Here is a 24,429-nt window from a genome sequence, read left to right as displayed (position 1 = left end):
AATTATGTACAGCATATTCTTTTTCAGCCGCAAAATCAACCTGGTAATAAAGACAGACGCAAACGTTTTCGTATATACTGCGCCCAGATAAAACAGGGGATTAATTTATGACGTTATTAGGCACAGCGCTGCGTCCGGCAGCAACGCGAGTGATGTTATTAGGTTCAGGGGAACTGGGTAAAGAAGTGGCGATTGAATGCCAACGCCTGGGTGTAGAAGTCATCGCCGTGGATCGTTACCCCGACGCACCAGCGATGCACGTAGCCCACCGTGCGTACGTGATTAATATGCTGGATGGCGAGGCATTGCGCGAGGTTGTCGAGCGCGAAAAACCCCATTATATCGTGCCAGAAATTGAAGCTATTGCGACGGATATGCTGGTAAAACTGGAACAGGAAGGTATGAACGTCGTGCCTTGCGCGCGCGCCACACAGTTGACCATGAACCGTGAAGGCATTCGTCGTCTGGCTGCTGAAGAGCTATTATTACCCACATCCTCTTTCCGCTTCGCCGATAGCGAAGCCCGCTTTCGTGATGCGGTGGCTGAAATCGGCTTTCCATGTATCGTGAAACCGGTAATGAGCTCTTCCGGCAAAGGTCAGAGCTTTATTCGATCCGCTGAGCAGCTTACCGAAGCCTGGGAGTATGCACAGCAAGGTGGTCGGGCAGGTGCGGGACGTGTAATCGTGGAAGGGGTGGTGAATTTTGATTTTGAAATCACCCTACTCACCGTCAGTGCCGTTGACGGTGTGCACTTCTGCGCGCCGGTAGGCCATCGCCAGGAAGATGGCGATTACCGCGAATCCTGGCAGCCGCAGCAGATGAGTGAACTGGCGCTGAAACGCGCACAGGAAATTGCCCGCAAGGTCGTGCTGGCGTTGGGCGGTCACGGATTGTTTGGCGTAGAGCTATTTGTTTGCGGTGATGAGGTAATTTTCAGCGAAGTCTCCCCTCGCCCACACGACACCGGCATGGTGACGTTAATTTCGCAGGATCTGTCCGAGTTTGCGCTGCACGTCCGCGCGTTCCTCGGATTACCCATCGGCGCAATCCGACAATATGGTCCGTCCGCATCAGCCGTTATCCTGCCACAACTCACCAGTCAGAATGTGACGTTTAATCACGTAGAAAGTGCCGTTGGCGCAGGTTTACAGCTTCGTCTGTTCGGGAAGCCGGAAATTGATGGCTCACGTCGCTTAGGCGTTGTGCTGGCAACAGCTGAAAGCGTTGACGAGGCGGTTGAACGGGCAAAGAATGCTGCCGCACAGGTGAGCGTCGCAGGATAAAATATCGGGCCTTCTGGCCCGTTTTAAGGTATTCCGTCGGACCGAAAAGCGTCGTAGACTGCACCCCAAGATTGGTTATCCAACTGAATAAGGTGCAGTTTTTTTTGACTAAATCACAATATTCTCTGGAAACGAAACTGACGTTAGTTGACCGTATTCTCTCCAAAAAGGATCGGACCCTTCGCACAGCAAAACGTTTTGGATAAACAATTTTCGATAGGTGAAACCGCCGCCTGGCTTGCTATCCCGACTCAAACGGCTGTACTGCGCTAAAAGCAAAAAACCCGCTTAGTTTCCTAAGCAGGTTTCTTAAATATGGCTCCTCTGACTGGACTCGAACCAGTGACATACGGATTAACAGTCCGCCGTTCTACCGACTGAACTACAGAGGAATCGTGTGAACGGGGCGAATATTAGCGATGCCAGTTAGCATTGTCAAAGCCTGAATGGAGAAATGCGATCGTTTGCCGAATATTTCTTCATTTCGTTGCTTATTCAGACGCAACGGGTTGTTTTATAGACTTTTCCCGTTCCGGACGCGGATACTTCCATAACCATCGCCCGGTGATCATGCGCCAGTAAAACAGCGCAGCACGCACTGCCCAGTCGAAGAACATCCCCATCCAAACCCCGACGACACCCCAATCTAAGACGATCCCGAGGGTATAACCTGCCACCACGCGACAGCCCCACATGCCCAGCATGGAAACCCACATTGCAAAACGGACATCGCGTGCCCCCTTAAACCCGGAAGGAAGAACCCATGATGCCGCCCATATCGGCATAAATGCCGCGTTGAGCCAAATCAGAACAACTATGACCTCTTTTACATCCTGATCGCGGGTATAGAACGAGGCCATTAATCCGGCAAAGGGAGCTGATAACCAGGCTATGGCGGTTAAACCAATTGTGGATAGCCAGAATACATGCCGCAACTGAATCTCAGCCTGGGCAATCTGTCCATTTCCCAGACGCCGCCCGGTAATAATGGTGGAGGCAGAACCCAGAGCATTGCCGGGCAGGTTAATCAGTGCTGCGATAGAGAAGGCAATAAAGTTACCGGCAATGACGCTGGTTCCCATCCCTGAGACAAACATCTGAGTGAGCAGCTTACCGCCGTTAAACAGTACTGATTCGATACTCGCAGGAATACCGATCCCCATCACCTCCAAGATAATGGCAAAATTCAACGGCTTAAAATAGCTCTTCAGGGGAATCCGCAGCGCTGGGTTAAAACCAATCATCAATACCCAGATAATGGCGACAGCGCCGATGTAACGAGAAATCGTCAACCCCAGCCCAGCGCCTTCAAACCCCAGCCCTTGCCAGGAAAAAATACCGTAGATCAGGATACTACTGATGATGATGTTCAGTATGTTCATACCGCCGTTAATCAGCAGCGGTATTTTGGTGTTTCCAGCACCGCGTAGCGCCCCACTGCCGATCAACGCAATGGCTGCCGCAGGATAACTGAGCACCGTCAGTTCAAGATACGTTAGCGCCAGCGCTTTAACCTCAGGTGTCGCTTCTCCGGCAACGACATTAATGATCTGTTCCCCAAAGTAATGAATGATCGCGGCCAGCACGACGGCAAAAATTGTCATGATCACCAGCGACTGTCTGGCTGCGGCTCGGGCTCGACGACGATCGCGTTTTCCCAGACTAAAGGCCACGACTACCGTGGTGCCAAGATCGATGGCGGCAAAAAATGCCATGATGACCATATTGAAACTGTCGGCGAGGCCGACGCCTGCCATCGCTTCTTTGCCCAGCCAGCTTACCAGGAAGGTACTCAGTACCCCCATTAAGAGCACGCAGGTATTTTCCAGAAAAATAGGTACGGCAAGCGGGGTGATTTCGCGCCAGAATAGAACTTTATAACTCTTGCGTTTGGCGTACCAGGGCGTGCGGGAAACGACCTGGCGTAAGGCAGCGGAGACGTTCAAAATGGACCTTAATGAAGAAAGTTGAAACCTCATTTCAAATGATGCGGGAGAATCAAAAAAGCTGCAAAGTTTTTTCCATATAAAATGTCTGTAAATGCAACAAACTGTCGAGAGAAGCACCAATTGATACGCATTGAAGGAAATGGGGTTTGACAAAATATTTTTCGCCGCTAAGATAAGCCTCCACACCGATTCCTCTGTAGTTCAGTCGGTAGAACGGCGGACTGTTAATCCGTATGTCACTGGTTCGAGTCCAGTCAGAGGAGCCAAATTTAAGAAGCCTGCTTAGGAAACTAAGCGGGTTTTTTGCTTTCTGCGAATATCCATTGCATCAATTAACGATGCCTTTGGATGCCGCATTTATACCCTTGAAAATATTAGGCTTTTGATTCTTCAGAGCTTTTGGTCAGACAGCGAGTTATATATCAATATGAATGGTACCAACAGGGACTTAGCGAAAAACCGGCCTTGGTGGCCGGTTCGTCGTTGCTATCGTTGACTCAGGGCGGTTTAGCTTGCACCGCGCAATTTTTCTACTGCCTCAGAAAGTCGCCTTAACACCTAACATTACGGAAGAGTCACTGTAGCCCTGATCGCCCAGTTGCTGGCCCACGTTCCCCCACATAGTGATATTCGTTGTCAGTTGCCCTTCGACACCGGTCTTGATCTCACCGATATTTCGGCTACCCGCCAAACTAACCCGCTCACCGTTTAGTAAAGTGCCAAAGTCCGTTGTGTTGTGTACCCAGTTAACTTCCACAAATGGTTGGAATGACCGTCCCTTACCCTCGTCCTGTTTACTGTGACCATGACCATACAAGCGGGCACCAAGGCGAGTTTGAATATTTCCCTGACCTTCGCCTTCCACACGAGTACCATTGGTTTCTTTGAAAGAATCAGCTTTCACACCCATCCACGTTATCTGTGCTTTCGGCTGTACATATAGCGCATTACGCTTGCTCAAATCCTTCAGTTTCCAGCTGTAACCAGATTCCACTGACGTCGTAAAACCTTTCGACTTATATCTTTCTGCCGCCACGCCTACTCCAGAAACCGTATTATCAAACCAACTGTATTGTAACCAGCTATCAACGTATGCCCCTTCCTGGCTGTGACTATTCTGTAGCCAGGTGCCGTAAAGGCCTACGTTATATCCACTAATACTGCTGCTCGCCTTGTTTCGGTTGCGCTGGTTAACGGCGTTACTCTTCTGGTTTGCATAGCCGGCCATCACCCCAAAATGAAAACGATCGGTATTAGCGGCGCCCCACTGAACGATGTCACCGCCGACCTGCATTACATACCGATTAGCCTGAATATCAAGTTGACCGCTGCTGTCATGCTGGCGGGTATGGCCACCGATATTACGCTGCCACATACTGGTAACGTACTCTTCACCGGTCACGATATCCGTGTAGCGAGTTTCACCGAGACGATCCTGTAAGCGCGTGTGAAACAGAGTGTTTGCCGCAGCAAGGTTCATGCCATATAAACCAGCTTCAGGGCGTACCGCGTGTTCACGTGGAATCGGTACCGGAACAGATGGTTGGGGTATAACAGGCACGGCTGGCTCTTCCGCATCTGGCAGTTCTGGAAATGCCGGTTCTTCCTCTTCAGGCATTTCAGGAAGCGCAGGCGTTTCCGGTTGCTCAGCAGCGGGGTCTTCAGGTTGCTCTGTAACCGGTTCATCTGGTTCAGGCGATGGCGGTGTCAGTGCACTGCTGAGATACCAGTTAGCCTCTTTTGTACCTATTCCGCGATGCAGCGTGTAATCATAAGCCCCCGCAACAATGCGGCCATTTTGCTTAAACTCACCATAGGAATTACCGAGCACGGTAATAAGTTCAATGCCTTCCAGCGTTTCTGCCCCGACTCCACCAGCATTACGAATAGCAACATGAGTACTACCAGAGGTGTCGCCATGTACAACCATACGATCGGTAAGAGAGTCGTCATCTCCAAGTATGGTGTTCATGATAATATTTCCGTTGTTGCCATGGTAATCACCGGCAACAATGAGGGTCTTGAAGTCAGAGCCAGCAGTAAGAGACTGGAACACCCCACCGTTGATGGTTGGTACACGACCAGAATTAGTCAGTACTGAACCCTCGGTCTGACGACCCGCCATAAAGTTCAGGGTAGCGTCATTCAACGTCAAGTTGGTGAGTTCAGAATCACCGTTCATGTCCCAAACACTATTCTTGCCGTTGAAAGTTAAATTTATGAGCGGTCCGGCTGAAGGCGTGTATAGTCGCGTATCAACATCCCGGCGTACGCCTACTGTACTATAAGCTAAATCCGTTACCCCCTGAAAATAAGAGTCATCACCTGAGATAATATTAATAGCTGAGGGTTTCAGGGTGGAAGATGACAGATATGTAGTTTCAGATCTTATTCTACCCCATATATTTACCTTGTTATTATTTATAATATTTAATTCATTATCATAAGCGTGTAGTGTCACCTGTGAATATAGTGCGCTAACGTCCTTTTGTGAATTGTTATCTAAAAAAACTTTACTACCAAGAGAAACATCACCATTCACATTAACAGTAACTCCCCTTGGGCTAAACAAAGATACGTACCCCGTATCAGTAAGTATTGCATTTACATTCAGATTATCAACAACATAGTTTGTCCCGGCTTCAAATACAGGTAACACTCCCTCTCTACCATTATCTGTGTAAAGCAGATAAATATCACCCATGTAATTATATTCCGCACTCACTGACATTGCAGAACCGGAAAAAATTGCAGCAACCATCACTGCTATAAGTTTGCATGATGTTTTTAATTGACGAGCCATACTATCACCCTTGCGGCTGATAGTGGGGTTTGTTTTTTCTCGCCATAATCCTGAAGTTACACACACCAATCCGTATTTATTACACATAAGAAATCCACGCTAGATATAGTCACACAAAACAGACAATAGAATAGACAATTCGAATCCAAGCAAAGTGATTCAAAAGATAAATAGAAATACTCGTGGGTATATATTCCTATACACTGAGAACAAAACCAACTGAAATGGTCTTAAATAAAAACACAGAACAAACAACTAAATATAATTGCATTTAAAGTTTATAATCTCAAATTTAAGACCAAAGCAATGTACACAACCTTACGCATAGCCACTCCATGACAAAAACACCAAATGATCTGGGATGTTTTCAAGCTAAGTAATGGTTATTACAATGCCTTTTCACTTCACATACCAGACTCAATTTCACTCCACTTTGATTTCGGAGGGGAATAGGCAGAAAAATGACTTACAATCTCCTCAAGAGAATCAGAAATAAGTAACATGTCAGCATACATTTGCTGCATAAACCCATCACTTACCATTTTAGAAATCATTACTCTAAGCGGCTGATAAAATCCATTAACATCCAAAAATGCACAAGGTTTATGATGAATTCCTAGTTGCCCCCATGTCCATTGTTCAAATACCTCCTCCAGGGTACCGGCCCCACCAGGCAGCGCGATAAAAAATGATGAAAGTTCTGCCATTCTTTTCTTACGCTGATGCATATCATCAACAATTTGCAAATCTGATAAACCTGTATGTGCAATTTCACGTTTAACAAGGGCCAAAGGCATCACTCCAGTTACATGCCCTCCATGTTGTAATGCTGAATCTGCTATAGCTCCCATTAATCCAACACGGCCACCACCATAAACAATTTGGAAACCAGTACTCGCTAGATGTTTACCCACATTTCGAGCAGAATGCATATAAACAGGTAATAAACCTTCGGAGGAACCACAAAAAACACCTATAGACTTCATGATATTTCCTTATCATGGCTGAATCAGCTTTAGACAATAACTGTGCAATAACAATTAATGCCCCAGTAAAGGGGCATAGTAAAAAATCAAAATGCCATTTTAATACCTATTGTTGCCTGAGTATTCCTGAACCCCTCGGCACCAATCTGTTGGGATATATTCCCCCACAAATCAACACCATCACCCATGCTCCCTTCAATCCCTGTTTTCAATTCCGCAAGATTTCGTATACCCGCTTTACTGACGTGCATCCCATCAAGTGATGTGTCGAAATCGTGCGTGTTGTGAAGCCAGTTAATCTCAACAAATGGTGACATAGAGTGTACTTTGCCATCCTCCTCAGTATGTTTTTTACCTTTCATTGCCCCTTTGATCCCCAATCGACTTTGCACATTTCCCTCTCCAGAGAATGTCACTCGCGTACCATTGGTTTCAACATACTTATCCGCCTGCACGTTACCCCAAGTTATCTGCCCCTGAGGCTTTATAAAATACAACTGATTCGCACTCTCCCCCACTTTCCAGCTATAACCTGCTTCCACAGAGACAGTTACGCCATTGGAACGGTAAGTTTCTCCAGTAAGGGACTCTCCCTTCACGCTATTATTGAACCAATTATATTGGCCCCAAAGATCAACGTACACGCCTGGATTATCATCACCATCTTGCAACCAGGTACCATAGATTCCTGCACTGTAACCATTTACAGAACTTCTGGCAGAATAGTCGTTCATATGATTCCGCGTTTTACCGTTTTGGTTCGCATACCCCGCCATAACCCCAAACAGCCAGCGGTCCTGTCCATTGCTGCTCCAACGAACAACATCACTACCTAATTGAGTAACATATCGATTTGACCGCGTGTTGTTCTGCCCACTACTGTCGCGGGAGCGGAGATGTTCACCTGTTTGACGCAACCACAAACCAGACTGCTCATTCCTGTCTGAATCAACTCCTCGAGCTCCACCCATACGATCCTGCAACGTTATGTTGAATAACGAATAAGCAGCATAAAGGTTGTCCACATACGCAGCTGCTTCCGGTCTTACCTGCGCGACGATGGGTGCAGGAACAGGTCCTGGCATTTCTGGTACATCCGGTATTACAGGCACATCCGGTATTACTGGTACACCCGGTATTACAGGCACATCCGGTATTACAGGCACATCCGGTATTACTGGTACATCCGGTATTGCGGGCACCTCTGGTATTACCGGCACATCCGGTGTAGTTGGTGCAGGTTCCGGGTCAAATAAAACCGGCGGTTCGCCCGTTGAGCTTGTTAGATACCAGTTACCCGAATTCATCCCCTGACCTCGAACAAGATCGTAGTCATACGCCCCAGCGACAATACGCCCTTTTTTGATGAAATCCCCAGTAGACGCCCCGTTCACGGTGATTAATTTGATACCTTCTACAGTCCGAGCACCATTACCACCGGTATTGGTGACGAGTACTTTAGTGATTCCACTGGTGTTACCCTCCACAATCATTTGATCGCCGGGAGAGGTCGTATCACCGTTTAACACAACATCAAAACTAATCTCACCACCATTGCCATGGTAATCGCCGTTAACCTGTAACGTATCTCCGACACGTCTATTTGCATTAAGAGCAAACATTCCGCTGTTAACAATATTCTGCTCAAATGCGAAGGTATTTCTATTTCCCAGGAAAGCAATATTCCCACTATTGTTCACATCGGCAGTTAACCGTTGATCATTGGAAATTGTTAATCTACTGCTCTCATCGATATCAAGAGTACGTCCTGCTATTGTCGCCCGGTTAGAGAGATCGTCTTCCCAAAAATCACGTTGTAGATCGAGAATAGTTGCATTCGACAGATGTATAGACTGAAAACCATTGATCATCTTGCTGAGCTTTTCATCAGCCACTGCTTGGGTGACATTGCTCAGAATAAAGGTATTATGCCCGGCCCCACCTTCCAGATGCTCAACCGAGACGTTATTCCCCTGGATAGTCACAGTATCGTCACCATCACCGGTTTTAAGTATTCCATTGTGCAAACTGTTATCGGTAAACAGTACTGTGTCATTTCCTGCACCGGTATGAATCACACCTGAAGTTTTGCTGTTGCCTGTGTTGATCAGTATTTCATCGGAATCACTCAGCTCTACCGCCATGTCAGTCACAGAATGTGCTAGAATCTGGCCAGAATTCACCATCTGGTTTAAGGTACCTGAAACAAGTACAGCTTTGGAATTTTGGCCAGTGAGCACAGCCGAAGGGTTAATAAACAAAATATCCGTCGCATCGCTTTTCACCGCATTACCCGTTCCGGATACATCGATAACCCCTGAAACAACCAACGAGCCAGTGGTGTTGCTATATACCCCGGAGCCATCACCCAGAACATCAATTTTCCAGTTATCGCTGACTTCCAGACTACCTTCACCTCTTGAGCCATCCGCTGCGGATAATGCAATCCCTTTGCCCCCCGTGTTACTGGAGACAAGAATATACCCATGGGATAGCGAGTCGATATTATTCTCTGACAGTAAAGCTGCTCCAGAACCCGACATCTCAATGGTTGCACCATCAACCAGAACATTCCCGGAAGAGGACTGGTTAGTGATAATGTTTCCATACCCACCACTTTTCCCCGTAAGATGAGCATCTTCATTGAGCACAACACGTCCCGCATCAGCGTTTACTAGTAGCGCACTAGCACTACCGTCCACAGTGATCGATGCTGATGTATTGAGCGTTGCACCTTTAGCCACCTGAATGCCTGCGTTACCATCATTCACAGTTATCGAGCCAAATTGCCCCGCCGTATCAGGTGAAACCGTTGATCCTACGCCGCTCAGCACAATCGCAGTACCATCGCTCAGTTCAATATTGCCGGTGTTGATCAATTTCGCGCCGTTATTAACATTAAACAACACCACACTTTTGGCGTTATTGACATAAATATCAGCCGTATTAGTAAATAGAGAATCACCACGCCCTACAGCCACCCCATTAACATCGTAGCGGATGTTATCTATCACTACTGCCGTCGTTTTATCGCTGAGCGCCAGTTGCGAGGCCCCACTCATTTCCCCTCTTGCCCCACCTTCCACTCGTACTGCTGTGGATTTTTCACCGGTGATTGCGAAGTTAAGAGAATCCATATTTGCGTGAGAATTTTCGCCGCTTACTACCAATGCTGTGGAATTTTTACCGGAAGCTATCAACTTCTGATTGGGTTGAGTAGCCAGCGTCGAACCACTATCAATACGGATAAGCGTGGAATCATCGATAGAAATATCCAGCGGCTGGTTACCGCCAATATTTATGGTTGACCCCTCACCAAATGCGAAGAACCCGATTCCATTCACGCCACTATTGAAGTTAATGTTGCTACCTGCGGCGATATTGATACGACCGCCATCGATGGCATAAGCACCAATACCACCATCACCATTCAGGTTGATCTCTCCACCTTGCATATCAATCAGTGATCCAGCACCCTCAGCCATTAAACCGTAGCTACGAACCCCTTCCGTCCCCATACTGCCATTGATATTCACAATACCAGCATCGATAATCTTGGCCGACCTTCCACTTTCACCGGATAAGTTTTCAGTAGTGGCCTTCAACCCTACCTGATTGACACCATTAAGATTAATGGTGCCGTTATGTGTGAATTTACTCCCATCGCCAGCCTGAACGGCGAGATTTTGTAACCCCAATACCGCGCTGTTAACATTAATAACCCCTGTTTCGGTATTCGTCCCTGTTGCCCCGGCTGTGAGTTTTATACCCACTGAGCCCTGCGTTTCTGCGCCAATGGTAATCTTTCCTGCATTCTTAATTTTCGAAGCGCCACTAGCCATCACTCCGATACTACCAATAAGTGGGATATCCTTACCCCCCGCACCAGAGAGATACTGGGCAGTGCGACCGATATATATTTCCCCATCAGCGTTATTAGTGAATTCCGGCGCAACCCCAAAAGAACTCTTGCCGATTAACTCCACCCCCGTAGTCAGTGGAGAAAAACCATCTGCATTAACGGCGACATTGATTGTTCCGCTATTAGTGCCCTTACTACCCGTAGCATTGAGCGTTATGCCGCGTATCAATTGGTTAGGTAAATTCTGACGCGCCTGGTTTGCCGATCCTACATTGATAATGCCGGTGTTATCGACAGAGCTATTCGCGCCAACAAGCACACCACGAGCCGTAAACATATCAACAGGGGTGGAGGTATCAATTTCATTACCGTTGGTCAGAAACCCTACGTTCATAAGCCCATTATTTTCAAAGTGGCCGCCTGTATCCACTTTCACCAGGGCGCTAATAGCTGAAAGACTTGTCCCAGAATTAAATCCGGAAAGCACACCATCATTAACAATGGTTCCACCGCTAGAACCATAAAAAATGATATTACTGTTATTTACTTTCGCTTCGATGTCGCCTTCACGGGTAAGGCGAACTTTTGCATTTTCGCCATCTGCTTGTGCTAGCGCCATCGTCCCTGGAGCCAGAGTAACTTCATCACCGGCAGTGACCAGTGAGGAACTTTTATACACAGACTCCTCCGTTTTATAACTGTAACCATATGATAAAACGGTATTATAACTAGAGGCGGTGAGATTACCTTTTTTCAGTTGATCGATAACCCAGTTATTGTATACCCCCAGCGATGCAACATCTGTCACGGTGTGCGTCGTGGTATTCCCTTTTACATCAGTCACTTTAAACATTCCTGCATAAACAGGAACCTGAAAGCGCTGTGTCGACTCAACTTCTTGCCCACCTACGGCTGAAGCAGGGTAATAACCTAGGAATGCGGTGTTTTTAGAGTTCCAGACAATCTCGCTATTATTTCCCGCTGTACCATCGGCATAAAACCAGGATGACGTTTTTCCTGTTTCTCCCGCTTTTCCTACCAAAGCAAAATAGTTCTCGCTCGCGGAGATCCCTTTGGTTGGATCGCCCAAATCAAGTGTTAACGTTCCTCCTGAACTGGCTACTTGCCCCATTCTGGAATTGACATACTGCATGTCATGAATATCGCCGGTATTTACGTAATACGTGATTGCTTCACCTGTAGCCGGATCAATAGCCCATGAACCAGAATTGAAATTTGATGAGGTATAAACAGGAACCGAAATATATGAACCGGGGATATTGGTATCAGGTACCAGTACCGCCTCTGTCCTAGATCCTGTATTTAATCGCTCCCAATCTCTTGATCCCGAGACAATTAGGCCAAAATCAACCATTTCTTCGTACGTCAAAGATGTCTGGTTATTTTTACCTTTATTTATCGTCGCAAGCGACCCGCTAAGAGTATGAGATGCGCCATTAGAGACCTCAAAAGAGCATACTGCATTATCACAATCTACGGGGTTAAAATTTAAACTCGATACATCATTAGCATATACCCAAGCACTAGCTCCCAACGCCGCCAAAGCTGTTACTGTACAGATCGAACGTTGCCCACTTTTTTTCCTTGTGGTCATAAGTTCAGAAACGACAACCCAGCTTTCTGCTGCCTTATTCCATAAGACACGAAAGACACGATTCATTTAAACAACCTCGTAAAAATCAATTATATATAAACGCCAACCAACTTATAGAATATTTACTTTGGAAAAAATATACTAAGAGTGATTTATGATACCGATCATCTACTGGCAACATAAAAAGGTAAACAAAATGCATCTTAACTATTCTTAAATTTCCTTAAATGACATTACTAATATATTTAGTTAAATTTAAGAGTTAAAAACACAACATCAAAAACATAATCAAGATATTGTTTTTAAAGAGAATAAATTAAAAGCAAAAGAAGTAGCATGGAGCATACCAGAGATAGAAACATCTAGTATGCATTAGGGGAAAGAACGAGATTTTTAACGGTAGCAGAGAAATACGGGGCGTTTGCCTACTGAGAACATAAAACTATCTGAGCCCTGTGGTAGGACAGAATAAACGACATTTTTTTCAGGGTAGATGTAAAAATCCGGAAGTAATTCACTAATTGCCTCATCAGAGACAGAGTCATCATTTATAATATTATTCACTTTGACTGATGTAAAACTGAAAGAGTCTTTGTTTTCAGTCCATATATAAGATACATCCCTTCTGATTGCACCGATAACTTTATCATCTTTAGAATAAGTACCATTAACTGTGACGACGCCTGCTTGTTCATTCAAATTATACATAAAATCCAGCGTCAGGTTGGCACGGATATTATTGTGGTAAACAACTACTGAGGCTGAACATACTTCCGCATCATCCCCACTCTCTTTTTTCAGACTATAAAACCATGATAATGTTACGCCTGCGACAAACAGAATCAAACAATATACAACCACCGTCCTTTTAGTCACTTGTTATCTCCCGAAAATAGAGGGTGACGCATCCTGAATGTGAAGTATTCTCATAAGGTTCTTTACAGATGAATGCTGACAGGGCAGGCATTGAGCTGGATGAAAGAAAATAAATCCATGGATATTTCTTACAATCAACCCCTGTTTGCTTAATCATATTTTTGAATTTTGTAAAATTACCAAACCTTTTAATATCATCATTTTTGGATAAGAAATGACAGCCATTCTCTATTGAGTTAATGGTATATGTACTAAAGAAGTTTTTTTCTACGTCACTATTCCAGGAATGCTGAATTAATAAAACACCGAGACCAAATGATATTAGCATCAATATTAACGGTACAATGAGGTTATAGCTCCACCCTTTCTTATTATCAGTTTTCAACTGCAGGGTTTCAGTAACGGAAATTTCTGCTTCAGGGGAAAAATGTTTATCCTGGAGCTCATTTTTAACCGATTTTTCACTTGCTTCTGCTTCTGCTTCTGCTTCTGCTTCTGCTTCTTTAGGTAAAACCTTAGTAACCTTCACACTACTATCAATCTGGAAACCCTTTCGAGGAACTGTTGAAACCAGCGTATCATTGGTTTCTCCCGTTGTTCGTAGTCCACGACGAACGATTGATATATTCTGATAAAGCGTATTTGCCGGGACAAGCATCCCATCTTCAGCCCAGACGAAAGTGAAAAAATCTTTTTGAGGAACTATATTTGGAAAAGATTCCAATAACAGGACCAAGCAACGACTAGCTGGCGCTGTCAGCATTGCGCTCAGATCAGGGTTACTCACCGATACCAGCTGGTTTTTGTCTGGATAGAATTTAATATTATCGTTAATAATCCAGAACATATACTGACACCATAAATATAAATTAATAACATTATACTCTGTATTATTACGTTGTCAAAGCCACGTGAAAAAAATCTGAGTATGAATTAAGCGATACAATGCCACATCTAGCACATAAAATTTAATAAAGAATTACTAAGCGAGAATGATCTGCTCTTATATAACCCATGGATAACATTATTATTTAAGCCATCTATCAGATGGTTGCTTTCTGTTAATCAAAAATACTTTAAGGAATATTTTAATTATTCATCAAGGGGCATCCATCTTCACGATGAATACCCTAGTGTGAAAAAATAAGTCATTCTCGCGCATCGTCAGAGATAGAATTAATTCAAAAGAGTAATTGTTAAGCGTATAAATTTGGTCAGTATTCGCACGAACCTGAACTGTTCCAAATCTTGATAACCGCCTTCAACTTCAGATCTCATCTTTCCGGATAAGCTACTACGCAACTGCTCTGGAGTAACGGTAGATAGGTCGATAATGCCTCTATCTACCGCTAACACCTCATCTCGAGATTGCAAATTCCAGGCAAGAATATATGCTTCTGTACTATCCTCAATATCATCTATATTTTTCCCATACTTTCATCTTCTAAAGAAGCAATGGATATTTTAGAAAATACTAAAGCAATAGTGTGAAAAATGAAAAAAAGCAACAATAATTAAAAAAATGAGTTAAAAGGGTTTGATGCTTTCATAAATAATGTTAATTTCGCTGATGTAAGTATAAAAACCGGCTAACTATGTATCCGACTTGCGAAAAGGCACTCCCTTATTAATACAATTTCCCCAAGCATTCATTGTCCGAAAAAGTATTTTTAAATTTTTACACCCTAATTTTTCTAAGGCACTCAACTTCTGAGCGCTAATAGTTTTATGACTTATTTTAAACATAAACTCCATTTCTTTTGGAGTCATGCCATTGAATAATAAAAAAAGCGTATTTAATTCTGAACTTGACAACATCCCCTTTCCTTTACCCTGAATACATTCATAGTTCATAATTAAGTCATGGATATTTCTTAAAGGTAATGATTTTGAAATAACAACCTTTCTTGTCCTGCAGAAAGAAATGAAATTACTCTTGTGCTGGTATATTTCACTTTTCTTCAAAAGAAAAATTGAATCACATCCAGAGTCAAGAACGGTATCAAATTCAAAAAATGATTTTTTATTATAGAACAATAAAAAACAACGCAAACCTAAACCACAGTATTTGTCTTCAGATATTATATCAATAAACATTTTATTCAATACTCAAAAACCATTACTTCATCTTTGTTTGTAAATATAATAGATAATTACAGATTCAAACAAAATAGGATTTAAGAAGTTCCCTCGTTTCTTAATAAGATATAAGATTATTTTCCTAAATTTAAGATAGCATACTACAATTAAGGTTATTTAAGAGCATTTAAGAAACCCGCTTAAGAAAGCAAGCAGATTTTTTGCTTTCTATATATTGAACATTCAATACTCGCGATAATTCCAGCCCCCCCTTTCACAATCTATACAGTTCAAATTCTCTCGCGTCACATACCTTCAATAGCTTTACGCACATATTCTCATGCGTGGCCGAACACCGTACACCTCGAATGACCGAATGAACTGTCGGTAAGGTACAAAAAGGGTCAGTAGTTCACGCGAAGATATTATTTCAATCAACACGTTGGCCAGTCTGTCTGCATGTGATTCATCTAGCAAAGGAACCCAGAAAAAATAGAAATTCGGGTGTAAGATATAAACCGTTTCTCTCAGTACAGCTTGACGTTTACGGGCATCACACCTCTGCTCTCATCCATGAATAGTGAATCGCTGAACGTATCAATGTGGCCGCAACTACCCGCAAACTCGGTCATTAGAAATCGTAAACTTATGGCTGGCGTAAAGAACAACATCAACTCCTGACAAGCTCTGAGCAAAAGCAGGAACTTGCCGCCAAGAATACCAGACTCAAATACCTGCAGGCTAAATATGACAAAGAAATAACTATTCTCCAAAAGGCCCGACATACATCGCGAAGCCCTGAAGTTAAGTATATCTGGTGTCGACGTCACCATCTGCTGGACCGACGACAGCAACTCCGCCGGATCTGCAATATGTTACAAATGGCCCTACGGCGGCATAAACTACACAGTCGCATAAGCGAACTAGGTACTGTTAAGGCAATGCGTGCGCGGAAAACATCTTCCACTAGCTGAGTGTCAGAATATATCCACGGGGAAGGTGTTATCAGCCAGAAATGATAAGAGCTATGGTATTTAATTATATCGAGTGCAATTACAATCGGTGGCGTCGTCACAGTGCCCATGGTGATTCAAATTTGAAAACAAGAACCTTAATTACGGCCATGCCCACATAATGCAGGTAGGGTCAGTCATATCCGCTTCACGTCCTAAGATATTCGACAAGCGTTTTATGGCATCAGTTAGGGCAAGTATAGCGCTTCAACTGCCAGCAAAAATCTCACTTCGTCTTAGCGGACTTTGGTCTTCCAGCAGAGATAAATTATCTTTACCCATTTGAATGCCAAGGCCTAGATCGCTGATTGGTGATTGGTGATTGGTGATTGGTGATTGGTGATTGGTGATTGGTGATATTTTCCTCTCTGTCCATTACAGTACAACCTGGCCCAGTTTGATGAGTTAACCGTCTCTTAGCAGCCCATTCAATCAAGATCTGTCTGGAAAACCTGGCACTTTGCCATCACCACCGAAACCAAGTTTTTTGGCTACTTTGTTCTATCACAGATCGTTATATACCTATTCAGCAAATTGGTAGTCATTCTGGTGGTCTTGACAAGCAGTGAATTCAAGTTTAGCTTACTTATTAGCCAGTTATTGGCTACGGCGATCCCAGTCAGAGGAGCCAAATTTAAGAAGCCTGCTTAGGAAACTAAGCGGTTTTTTTGCTTTTATACTCCCGCATTTTCACGCGCTATCTGCAGAAAAGCCTGTACAGCCCCCTTATTCTCTTGTTGCCTGCTGATGAGCATCAGATTCGCCGACAGTTCCGGCGCATCCAGTGGGCGGTATACCAATCCAGGAATATTCACATGCTGCAGAGGATCGGGCACCAGCGCCAGCCCCTGGCCGGCGGCGGCGAGTGCAAGCACGCTTAGGGTACTTGCGGTGCAATGGGCGATATGCGGAGCATGGCCCATAATTTCGGTAAGTGCGGTGTAAAGCGACTCATCAGCCCCATGCGCGTCATAAAAAATGAGTGGCTGCTCGGCGAGCATATCGATTGTCAGCGACGCCCGTGCGGCCAACGGGTGGTCGTCAGCCATCGCCACTTGCCGGTGCCAGACACCGATCTGTTCAGCCATTAGCGCGGCATCATGGATTTTGTGGTGATCGGGGGTATAACCCACATCGAGCTGTCCCGTCAGGATAGCCTCGGCTTGCAACAACGGTGCGACTTCATTCACAACCAGTTCGGCATCAGGGTAAGTTCGGCGAAAAGCACGCAGATCGTTGGTGAGCTTGCCGCTAAAGACGGCATTACCGGCAAACCCCACGCGTACATGACCCGTTTCACCACGTATTGAGCGCTGAACGGTCAGTCGGGCGTGTTCCGCTTGCTCCAGCGTGCGCTGCGCCTCGACCTGTAGTAGCCGCCCGGCGTCCGTTAACTCCACTTTGCGGCTGGTGCGTACAAACAGCGGACCACCGAGTTCCTCTTCCAGGGCCTTGATTTGCATACTCAGCGCAGGTTGGACGATATGCAGGCGTTGAGCTGCGCGACCAAAATGGCCTTCTTCGGCAACAGCCAGAAAATAGCGCAGATGGCGCAGATCCATATTGTCACTCCATCATCATATAAAATGATTAATCAGTCATATCTATCTATTTGAGTTTATCTCCATTGGGGATGAAACTGAAATCCAATCCCGTACCGGAGTACATGTTATGCAAAACTATTTGGACGACCGTCTGCAAATCACCGATCTTCTCACGGGCTGGATGCACCGCGATCTGGGGGAATGGGAGCAGCTGCGCAACCTTTTTCACCCGAACGGCACCATTGAAATCACGTGGTTTGAGGGCCTCGCCAGCGATTTCGTTGAGGGCTCAATACGGATGGGAGCGTCAGATGTGCGCACCAAGCATCTAATTGGCACGCCGGTAGTCACCTTCAATGCCAACGCGACGAGGGCTATTGTCGAAACCAACGCCATGATTATCGCTGAGCACGTTAAGCTGAATCTGGGCTGCATTGGTCATAACCGTTTCTATGACATGGCAGAAAAACGCGACGGCGTCTGGAAGCTGTTCCATCGCCAGAGTATTTACGATATGGCCAGCTTTACCTTTCCGCTCGGCATGGTCGCGATTGACCAAAGTGCGGCAGAGAAATATCCGCGTGAATACGCCGCGCTGGCTTATCTGCTGGAAAAAAGTGGTTTTCCGGTTCAGCGCGTCTTTGCCACCCGTGGCAGCGATCTGGAACAACAAATGAAAGCAAGTGGTACACGCTGGTTAGCCGGGCAGACGGCCTGACAATTTCATCCGCCATTGACCCTTTTTCATCTCAGCAACGCAAAGGAAATGTATGCGCCCCAACAAAATATACGGAAAATATCTGGCAATGCTGTTCATCGCCCTGCTGCTACCGACCACGGTTTCGGCTACACAAATCCTGACATACAGTGATCATGAACCGCTGGGTGGGATGCGCACTCGCTTTCTTAACGACGTGCTCTTCCCCGCCATTGAGAAAGAGTCAAACGGACGGCTGAAAATAGAGGCGCACTGGAGCGGTGAGCTCAGTAACAGCTACGATGCATTACGCAACGTCGGCAACGAACGAAAGGTGGATATGGCGACTGTCGTACCTGAATACACCGCCGACGCGCTGCCCCTGAATCAGATATTTAAAAGCTTTCCCGTCGGACCGGCCAGTGAACAACAGGTGGCCTTCTTCCGCCACGTCTACGCTGACATCCCGGCATTTCCGGCTGAACTTGAGAAAAATAATGTGGTGAGTATTTTCCTTGCCACTGGCTATCCACTGGCCTTTTTCAGCGCTAAGCCCATAGCGACGTTGAGCGATATCAAAGGCGGCACATGGCGCTCTGCCAGCTTCTGGCACCGTGATTTTCTGCAAAACGCTGGGGCTAAACCGGTGACCATGCCCTGGGGTGAAAAGACCTATAACGCACTAAAAACGGGGGCAATCGATGGCATGATGCTGAACGTGGACAGCGGTTACGCTCTTAAAGCGTATCAGTTCGCACCCAATGTGCTTCTCGCCAAAAATCTGTGGCTGGGGCATCTCTATATTCTGACGATGAACAAAAAAACCTGGAACGCGCTTTCTCATGAAGATCAGGTCGCCATTCAGCGTGCGGCTGAAACAGCGTATCAATCTCTGGGTTCAGTCATGGACAGGTGTTTTAACACCCAGATAGACGATTTACGCCAGGCTGGGGCCTCGGTACGCGTTCTGCAATCGCAGGAGGTCGCACAGTGGAACACCGCCACCCATTACCGGGCTGCGCAAACCAAGTGGGTCCACGAGCAGGAAGCGAAAGGCGTCAAAAACGCAGGCATGGTGATGAAACAAGTTAGCGCCATTATGGATGAAACCCTGTCACAAAAAGCGCGCGTAAAACGGTAGTTATCCATGAACTAGTGGCAGGGAGTCTCACCCTCTCTCTACCCGCCACTTTTCGCCGAGTAAACCCCACATCACACCGTTGTTTAAAGTTATGTAAATGTAAATCGTTTAAACTTTGCCATTATTGTAAGTGCTAGTGATTATCATTTATTGTACGCGGGCCAAAAGAACGAGCGCCTGCTCGGGTCACTGTACGTTCCAATTACTCTGGGATATAAACGATGAATGCTCTGCCTCGCACCGGACTGCGCCGTATCACGCTTGCATCTGCCCTGGTCCTCTCCGTCAGCCTGCCGGCTTTCGCACAGGATACGTTAACGCTTTATACCACCCGTGAACCAGGCCTGATCCAACCCCTGCTCGATAGCTGGACAAAAACCAGCGGTATAAAAGTGAGCACGGTGTATATCAAGGATGGCATGCTTGAGCGTGTTAAAGCGGAAGGGAAGAACTCCCCTGCCGACCTGCTGATGACCGTCGATGCCGGTAACCTCATCGATTTAGTCGAAGCGGGCGTAACGCAACCGGTAGAGTCCGATGCGCTAAAAGCCGCCATTCCGGCTAACCTGCGCGGTGCAGATAATCAGTGGTTTGCGCTTTCCATGCGTGCACGCGTGCTCTACGCTGAGAAATCGATGCCTATCGATAACTGGCATTATGAGCAGCTCGCAAGCCCGGAGTACAAAGGCAAAGTCTGTATCCGTTCCGGGCAGCATCCGTATAACACCGCATTGATTGCCGCCATGATTGCCCACCACGGTGAGGCCAAAACGGAAGAGTGGCTGCGCGGCGTGAAGGCGAACCTGGCACGTAAAGCAACCGGCGGCGATCGTGACGTTGCCCGCGATATCCTCGGCGGGATTTGTGATATTGGCCTCGCCAACTCCTATTACGTCGGTCATATGAAAAATGCCAAAGAAGGCACCGATGCACGTCAGTGGGGTGATGCCATTAAAGTGGTGAAACCGACCTTTGAGAAAGGCGGCACACACGTCAACATTAGCGGTGCTGCCGTAGCCCGTTACGCACCCAATAAAGCCGACGCCGTTAAGCTGATGGAATATCTGGTTTCCGCACCTGCCCAGCAACAATACGCGAAAGCGAACTTCGAATATCCGGTACTCAAAGGTGTAACGCTCGACCCGGTTATCAGCGCCACTATCGGTGAAATCGACGTCGACAAGATCCCGTTAACCGAAATCGTGAAGTACCGTAAACAAGCTAGTCTGCTGGTAGATAAAGTTGGATTCGATCAATAAACCGCTATTGCTTCCGACGTTACGCGGCCTGGTTTCCGGGCCGCAGTCATTATTAACGCCGTTACATCTTGGTGCCCTGTGTATTGCACTCGGCGTCCTGACTCCTATTGTGGCGCTCATCTGGCAGGCCACACAGGCTGATTTGTCCCACTGGGATAATCTCATCACCTGGGTGTTGCCCTCTGCGTTAAAAAACACTGTACTGTTGTTGGCAGGTGTCGCGGTCATGGTCGGCGTGATTGGCGTTGGCAGCGCGTGGGCAGTCACTGCATGGGATTTTCCTGGGCGCAAAATACTGAGCTGGGCGCTGCTGCTGCCGCTGGCGATGCCGACCTATATCGTGGCCTTTGCCTGGCTCGATTTACTGCATCCCATTGGCCCACTGCAAACCTTCATCCGTTTTTTACTCGGTTTCGACAGCCCGCGACAGTTCCGCTTGCCGGATTTACGCTCCCTTTCCGGCGCGATCCTGCTGCTCGGTTTAGTGCTGTATCCGTATGTTTATTTAACCACTCGCGCCACGTTTATCAGCCAGCCCGCGCATTTGTTGGAGGCGGCACGTACCCTGGGCTGCAGCGCCAGCGGAACCTTCTTCCGCGTGGCCCTGCCAATGGCCCGTCCGGCGCTGGCGGTCGGGATCAGCCTGGCGCTGCTGGAAACGCTCAATGACATCGGCGCGTCGGAATTCCTTGGGGTACAAACCTTAACCGTCACCGTGTACACCACGTGGATCTCGCGCTCTGATTTATCCGCTGCGGCGCAAATCGCCTGCATGATGCTGATGTTTATCTTCTTTATCCTGACGCTGGAGTTTTACGGTCGCAGAAAACAAGGATTCAGCAGTCGCAGTCTGCGAGAAATTCAACCCACGCGCGTGCATGGCTGGCGCGGTTGGCTGCTCGGCGTGGTTATTTCGCTCCCGGTTGTACTGGGTTTCCTGGCCCCGGTATTGTTTTTACTGTGGGAGAGCGCCAAACGGTTAGGCGGTGAGAATCCGCTGTCCGCGTCATTACTTTCTGCATTGCAAAACACGCTATCGCTGGCGGCTGGTACCACGCTGGTGGTGATTTGCGTCAGCATGCTGGTAGCGTGGAGCGCACGTCGCAGCGCCGCAGACAACGCAATGCCCGGCTTTCGTCGCGGTGTGATGCGTCTGGCCTCGTTAGGTTACGCCGTGCCTGGTACGATTCTGGCGATTGGTTTTCTTCCCCCGGCGATGGCGGTTGACCGCTGGCTGGCCGATCTGCTCGACATGCGCGGTTTACCGCTGATGTCTGCCGGTATTTTGCTGATCATTTGCTGTGCGATGCGTTTTCAGGCCATAGCCATCGGCGCGCTGGATTCCGGGCTGGGCCGTATTCCTCCTTCCCTTGAGCAAGCCTCACGTTTACTGGGAGAAAATGGGGCAGGTACGTTTGCTCGCGTGCATTTCCCGCTGCTGCGTCCAGCGTTGGTAAGCAGTGCATTGCTGGTGTTTGCCGATGCAATGAAAGAGTTGCCCACTACCCTGCTACTACGCCCGGTAAACTTCGAAACGCTGGCCACGCTGCTGTATGCAGAAGCGGCGCGAGGTACCTATGAAGAAGGGGCAATTGCTGCGCTAATGATTGTGTTAGCCGGCACACTGCCTGTTATTTTGCTGGTTCGTCATCAGATGACGCGCCGTGGTTGAGAGAGCAACAATGTCAGAAATCGCGTTACGACTCCAGGATGTACACGTGGCCTACGGCAACAGCCAGCAATCGGTGCTGACCGGCTTTTCAATGTCGGTGCGCAAAGGCGAAATCGCCTGCCTGCTGGGTGCGTCAGGCTGTGGGAAAACCACGGTTTTGCGCGCGGTCGCCGGATTTGAACGCCTGCAACGCGGAGAGATTTATGTTTCACAGCGGCGTGTTGCTGGCCCCGGCGTGCATCTGCCGCCGGAAAAACGGCATGTCGGCATGGTGTTTCAGGAATACGCATTATTCCCACATCTGACAGCCCAACAAAACGTGGCCTTTGGTTTGCGCCGCCTGCCACGAGAAGCGCAACAGGCCAGAGTCACCGAGCTGTTAAAAATGGTTGAACTACACAGCCACGCCAGCCATTACCCTCATGAGCTTTCTGGCGGGCAGCAGCAGCGTATCGCCCTGGCCCGCGCCCTGGCGCCACATCCGGATATTCTGCTGCTGGATGAACCGTTTTCCAGTCTGGATAAAAGCACCCGCGAGCGTCTGGGTGGCGAGGTGCGGGATATTTTGCGCGCAGCCGGACAAACGGCGCTGCTGGTCACCCACAGTGAACATGAAGCGCAGTTGATGGCGGACCATATTGGTTTTGTGAAAATGGGTCAGTTTCAAACGAAGCACGCGGCCTGACGGTAACATACAGGCCGCGCGGGGTAGTGATTAGAATCTCTGCACCTGGCTGATATTCACTGGCATCCCGGAGCGGCGTTCCAGCGTTGCATTAGCACGACTGACGTCCACTCCCTCTCCGCCCACAAAACTGCGTAATGCCGGAGTCACCGGCAGTGGGATCTTTTTATCCGACTCATATTCGCTGCGGTTGCGTGACAACGGTTCATGAACTTCAACCCAGCGGCTACCGTCTGGCTCAGTGCTGTATTTAACAGGCCGGTCGATAAGTTGAACCCGCGTTCCCACCGGCACGGTATCAAACAGGTATTTAATATCGTCATTGCGCAGGCGAATACAGCCCTGGCTGACCCGCAGCCCAATTCCGAAATTAGCATTGGTGCCGTGAATAGCGTACAGCTTGCCAATATAAATGGCGTACAACCCCATCGGATTTTCCGGCCCGGCCGGAACAAACGCCGGTAAGCTTTCGCCACGCGCGGCGTATTCCCGGCGGGTATTTGCTGTTGGTGTCCAGCTCGGTGCTTCCTGCTTGCGCTGTACCGTCGTCACCCAGTTGCGCGGCGTTTCTCTCCCCGCCTGACCGATACCGATGGGTAAGATTTCTACTGTATTGCTGTCTTTGGGGTAATAGTAAAGACGCATTTCAGCGACGTTTATAACAATGCCCTCACGCACGGTATCCGGCAAAATAACCTGCTGTGGCACCACCAGCGTAGAGCCCGACTTCGGCAAATAGACATCCACCCCCGGATTGGCTTCCAGCATATTGCTCAGCCCCTGCCCGTACTGCGCCGCAAATGCTTCCAGCGGTTGCGTATTGGCTGGCGGCACCGTAATAGTCAGCGGACTGCCGACCAGGCGGCTGCCCTCTGGCGGCAACGGATAGCTCACAGCCTGAGCTCCCTGGCCGGCAAGCAGTATGATAAGTGAACACAACAGTTTTACACGACGCATCATTG

The 24,429-nt window shown here is 47.4% G+C and carries 16 protein-coding genes, 2 tRNA genes and 1 pseudogene; 7 read left to right on the top strand and 12 right to left on the bottom strand.

The window, feature by feature from the left end:
• Positions 1 to 107 precede the first annotated feature (107 nt).
• Positions 108 to 1,286 carry a formate-dependent phosphoribosylglycinamide formyltransferase gene (purT, locus tag AC3ITF_RS08890; protein ID WP_489176346.1) on the top strand — a complete coding sequence of 393 codons (1,179 nt, stop codon included), beginning with the start codon at positions 108 to 110 and terminating at the stop codon, positions 1,284 to 1,286.
• Positions 1,287 to 1,602: 316 nt separating this feature from the next.
• Here purT and AC3ITF_RS08885 read toward each other — a convergent pair.
• From AC3ITF_RS08885 to AC3ITF_RS08875, 3 genes are all read right to left on the bottom strand, one after another.
• A tRNA-Asn gene (locus tag AC3ITF_RS08885) sits at positions 1,603 to 1,678 on the bottom strand.
• Between the two features lie 99 nt (positions 1,679 to 1,777).
• The gene (locus tag AC3ITF_RS08880; RefSeq protein ID WP_489176345.1) at positions 1,778 to 3,265 is read right to left on the bottom strand and encodes an EmmdR/YeeO family multidrug/toxin efflux MATE transporter; all 1,488 of its coding nucleotides are present in this window, start codon (positions 3,263 to 3,265) and stop codon (positions 1,778 to 1,780) included.
• A 19-nt stretch (positions 3,266 to 3,284) separates the two neighbouring features.
• The gene (locus AC3ITF_RS08875; RefSeq protein ID WP_370316880.1) at positions 3,285 to 3,419 is read right to left on the bottom strand and encodes a DUF5951 family protein; all 135 of its coding nucleotides are present in this window, start codon (positions 3,417 to 3,419) and stop codon (positions 3,285 to 3,287) included.
• Positions 3,420 to 3,425: 6 nt separating this feature from the next.
• Between AC3ITF_RS08875 and AC3ITF_RS08870 the strand changes: the two genes are divergently transcribed.
• Positions 3,426 to 3,501, top strand: a tRNA-Asn gene (locus tag AC3ITF_RS08870).
• A gap of 272 nt (positions 3,502 to 3,773) precedes the next feature.
• Here the strand turns inward: AC3ITF_RS08870 and AC3ITF_RS08865 are convergent.
• The 8 genes and pseudogenes from AC3ITF_RS08865 to AC3ITF_RS08830 form a co-directional block, all read right to left on the bottom strand.
• Positions 3,774 to 6,038 (bottom strand): autotransporter outer membrane beta-barrel domain-containing protein, encoded by a 2,265-nt coding sequence (locus AC3ITF_RS08865; protein WP_489176344.1) that lies wholly within the window; start codon positions 6,036 to 6,038, stop codon positions 3,774 to 3,776.
• A gap of 404 nt (positions 6,039 to 6,442) precedes the next feature.
• Entirely contained in the window at positions 6,443 to 7,024 is a 582-nt protein-coding gene (locus tag AC3ITF_RS08860; RefSeq protein ID WP_117343335.1) for an LOG family protein, read from the bottom strand.
• Positions 7,025 to 7,110: 86 nt separating this feature from the next.
• Complete coding sequence (locus tag AC3ITF_RS08855; protein ID WP_489176343.1) at positions 7,111 to 12,567, bottom strand: autotransporter outer membrane beta-barrel domain-containing protein; 5,457 nt, start codon at positions 12,565 to 12,567, stop codon at positions 7,111 to 7,113.
• A gap of 327 nt (positions 12,568 to 12,894) precedes the next feature.
• Positions 12,895 to 13,377 (bottom strand): hypothetical protein, encoded by a 483-nt coding sequence (locus AC3ITF_RS08850; RefSeq protein WP_115258179.1) that lies wholly within the window; start codon positions 13,375 to 13,377, stop codon positions 12,895 to 12,897.
• Positions 13,370 to 14,224, bottom strand: a complete 855-nt coding sequence (locus AC3ITF_RS08845; RefSeq protein ID WP_117343334.1) for a winged helix-turn-helix domain-containing protein — start codon at positions 14,222 to 14,224, stop codon at positions 13,370 to 13,372. The genes AC3ITF_RS08850 and AC3ITF_RS08845 overlap by 8 nt, the downstream gene beginning before the upstream one ends.
• 746 nt (positions 14,225 to 14,970) lie before the next feature.
• Positions 14,971 to 15,474 (bottom strand): hypothetical protein, encoded by a 504-nt coding sequence (locus tag AC3ITF_RS08840; protein WP_489176342.1) that lies wholly within the window; start codon positions 15,472 to 15,474, stop codon positions 14,971 to 14,973.
• Positions 15,475 to 16,705: 1,231 nt separating this feature from the next.
• Positions 16,706 to 16,977, bottom strand: a pseudogene (locus AC3ITF_RS08835) (hypothetical protein); the annotation flags it as partial.
• Positions 16,978 to 17,143: 166 nt separating this feature from the next.
• On the bottom strand, positions 17,144 to 18,031 hold the full coding sequence (locus AC3ITF_RS08830; protein WP_115258175.1) for a LysR substrate-binding domain-containing protein: 888 nt from the start codon (positions 18,029 to 18,031) through the stop codon (positions 17,144 to 17,146).
• Positions 18,032 to 18,140: 109 nt separating this feature from the next.
• Between AC3ITF_RS08830 and AC3ITF_RS08825 the strand changes: the two genes are divergently transcribed.
• The 5 genes from AC3ITF_RS08825 to AC3ITF_RS08805 all read left to right on the top strand — a co-directional run bounded on the left by AC3ITF_RS08825 (position 18,141) and on the right by AC3ITF_RS08805 (position 23,467).
• Positions 18,141 to 18,731, top strand: a complete 591-nt coding sequence (locus AC3ITF_RS08825; protein ID WP_489176341.1) for a nuclear transport factor 2 family protein — start codon at positions 18,141 to 18,143, stop codon at positions 18,729 to 18,731.
• 52 nt (positions 18,732 to 18,783) lie between these two features.
• Entirely contained in the window at positions 18,784 to 19,851 is a 1,068-nt protein-coding gene (gene dctP / locus AC3ITF_RS08820; RefSeq protein ID WP_228758144.1) for a TRAP transporter substrate-binding protein DctP, read from the top strand.
• A 221-nt stretch (positions 19,852 to 20,072) separates the two neighbouring features.
• Positions 20,073 to 21,110 (top strand): extracellular solute-binding protein, encoded by a 1,038-nt coding sequence (locus AC3ITF_RS08815; RefSeq protein ID WP_115258172.1) that lies wholly within the window; start codon positions 20,073 to 20,075, stop codon positions 21,108 to 21,110.
• Positions 21,094 to 22,782: an ABC transporter permease gene (locus tag AC3ITF_RS08810; RefSeq protein ID WP_115258171.1), complete on the top strand. Its 1,689-nt coding sequence runs from the start codon at positions 21,094 to 21,096 to the stop codon at positions 22,780 to 22,782. Before AC3ITF_RS08815 ends, AC3ITF_RS08810 begins: the two co-directional genes overlap by 17 nt.
• Positions 22,783 to 22,792: 10 nt before the next feature.
• Complete coding sequence (locus AC3ITF_RS08805; protein ID WP_135911860.1) at positions 22,793 to 23,467, top strand: ABC transporter ATP-binding protein; 675 nt, start codon at positions 22,793 to 22,795, stop codon at positions 23,465 to 23,467.
• A 30-nt stretch (positions 23,468 to 23,497) separates the two neighbouring features.
• Here AC3ITF_RS08805 and ldtA read toward each other — a convergent pair whose 3' ends face one another.
• Positions 23,498 to 24,424 (bottom strand): L,D-transpeptidase, encoded by a 927-nt coding sequence (ldtA, locus tag AC3ITF_RS08800; RefSeq protein ID WP_115259925.1) that lies wholly within the window; start codon positions 24,422 to 24,424, stop codon positions 23,498 to 23,500.
• Positions 24,425 to 24,429: the final 5 nt, after the last annotated feature.

The organism is Citrobacter sp. KH_055_1 (assembly GCF_057838705.1).
This window is presented reverse-complemented; position numbering and strand designations above follow the sequence as displayed.

Coding starts and splice junctions, on each gene's coding strand:
- AC3ITF_RS08825 (WP_489176341.1), top strand. CDS start 18,141: ATGCAAAACTATTTGGACGACCGTCTGCAAATCACCGATCTTCTCACG.
- AC3ITF_RS08815 (WP_115258172.1), top strand. CDS start 20,073: ATGAATGCTCTGCCTCGCACCGGACTGCGCCGTATCACGCTTGCATCT.
- purT (WP_489176346.1), top strand. CDS start 108: ATGACGTTATTAGGCACAGCGCTGCGTCCGGCAGCAACGCGAGTGATG.
- AC3ITF_RS08840 (WP_489176342.1), bottom strand. CDS start 15,474: ATGTTTATTGATATAATATCTGAAGACAAATACTGTGGTTTAGGTTTG.
- dctP (WP_228758144.1), top strand. CDS start 18,784: ATGCGCCCCAACAAAATATACGGAAAATATCTGGCAATGCTGTTCATC.
- AC3ITF_RS08805 (WP_135911860.1), top strand. CDS start 22,793: ATGTCAGAAATCGCGTTACGACTCCAGGATGTACACGTGGCCTACGGC.
- AC3ITF_RS08860 (WP_117343335.1), bottom strand. CDS start 7,024: ATGAAGTCTATAGGTGTTTTTTGTGGTTCCTCCGAAGGTTTATTACCT.
- AC3ITF_RS08855 (WP_489176343.1), bottom strand. CDS start 12,567: ATGAATCGTGTCTTTCGTGTCTTATGGAATAAGGCAGCAGAAAGCTGG.
- AC3ITF_RS08865 (WP_489176344.1), bottom strand. CDS start 6,038: ATGGCTCGTCAATTAAAAACATCATGCAAACTTATAGCAGTGATGGTT.
- AC3ITF_RS08830 (WP_115258175.1), bottom strand. CDS start 18,031: ATGGATCTGCGCCATCTGCGCTATTTTCTGGCTGTTGCCGAAGAAGGC.
- ldtA (WP_115259925.1), bottom strand. CDS start 24,424: ATGCGTCGTGTAAAACTGTTGTGTTCACTTATCATACTGCTTGCCGGC.
- AC3ITF_RS08845 (WP_117343334.1), bottom strand. CDS start 14,224: ATGTTCTGGATTATTAACGATAATATTAAATTCTATCCAGACAAAAAC.
- AC3ITF_RS08880 (WP_489176345.1), bottom strand. CDS start 3,265: ATGAGGTTTCAACTTTCTTCATTAAGGTCCATTTTGAACGTCTCCGCT.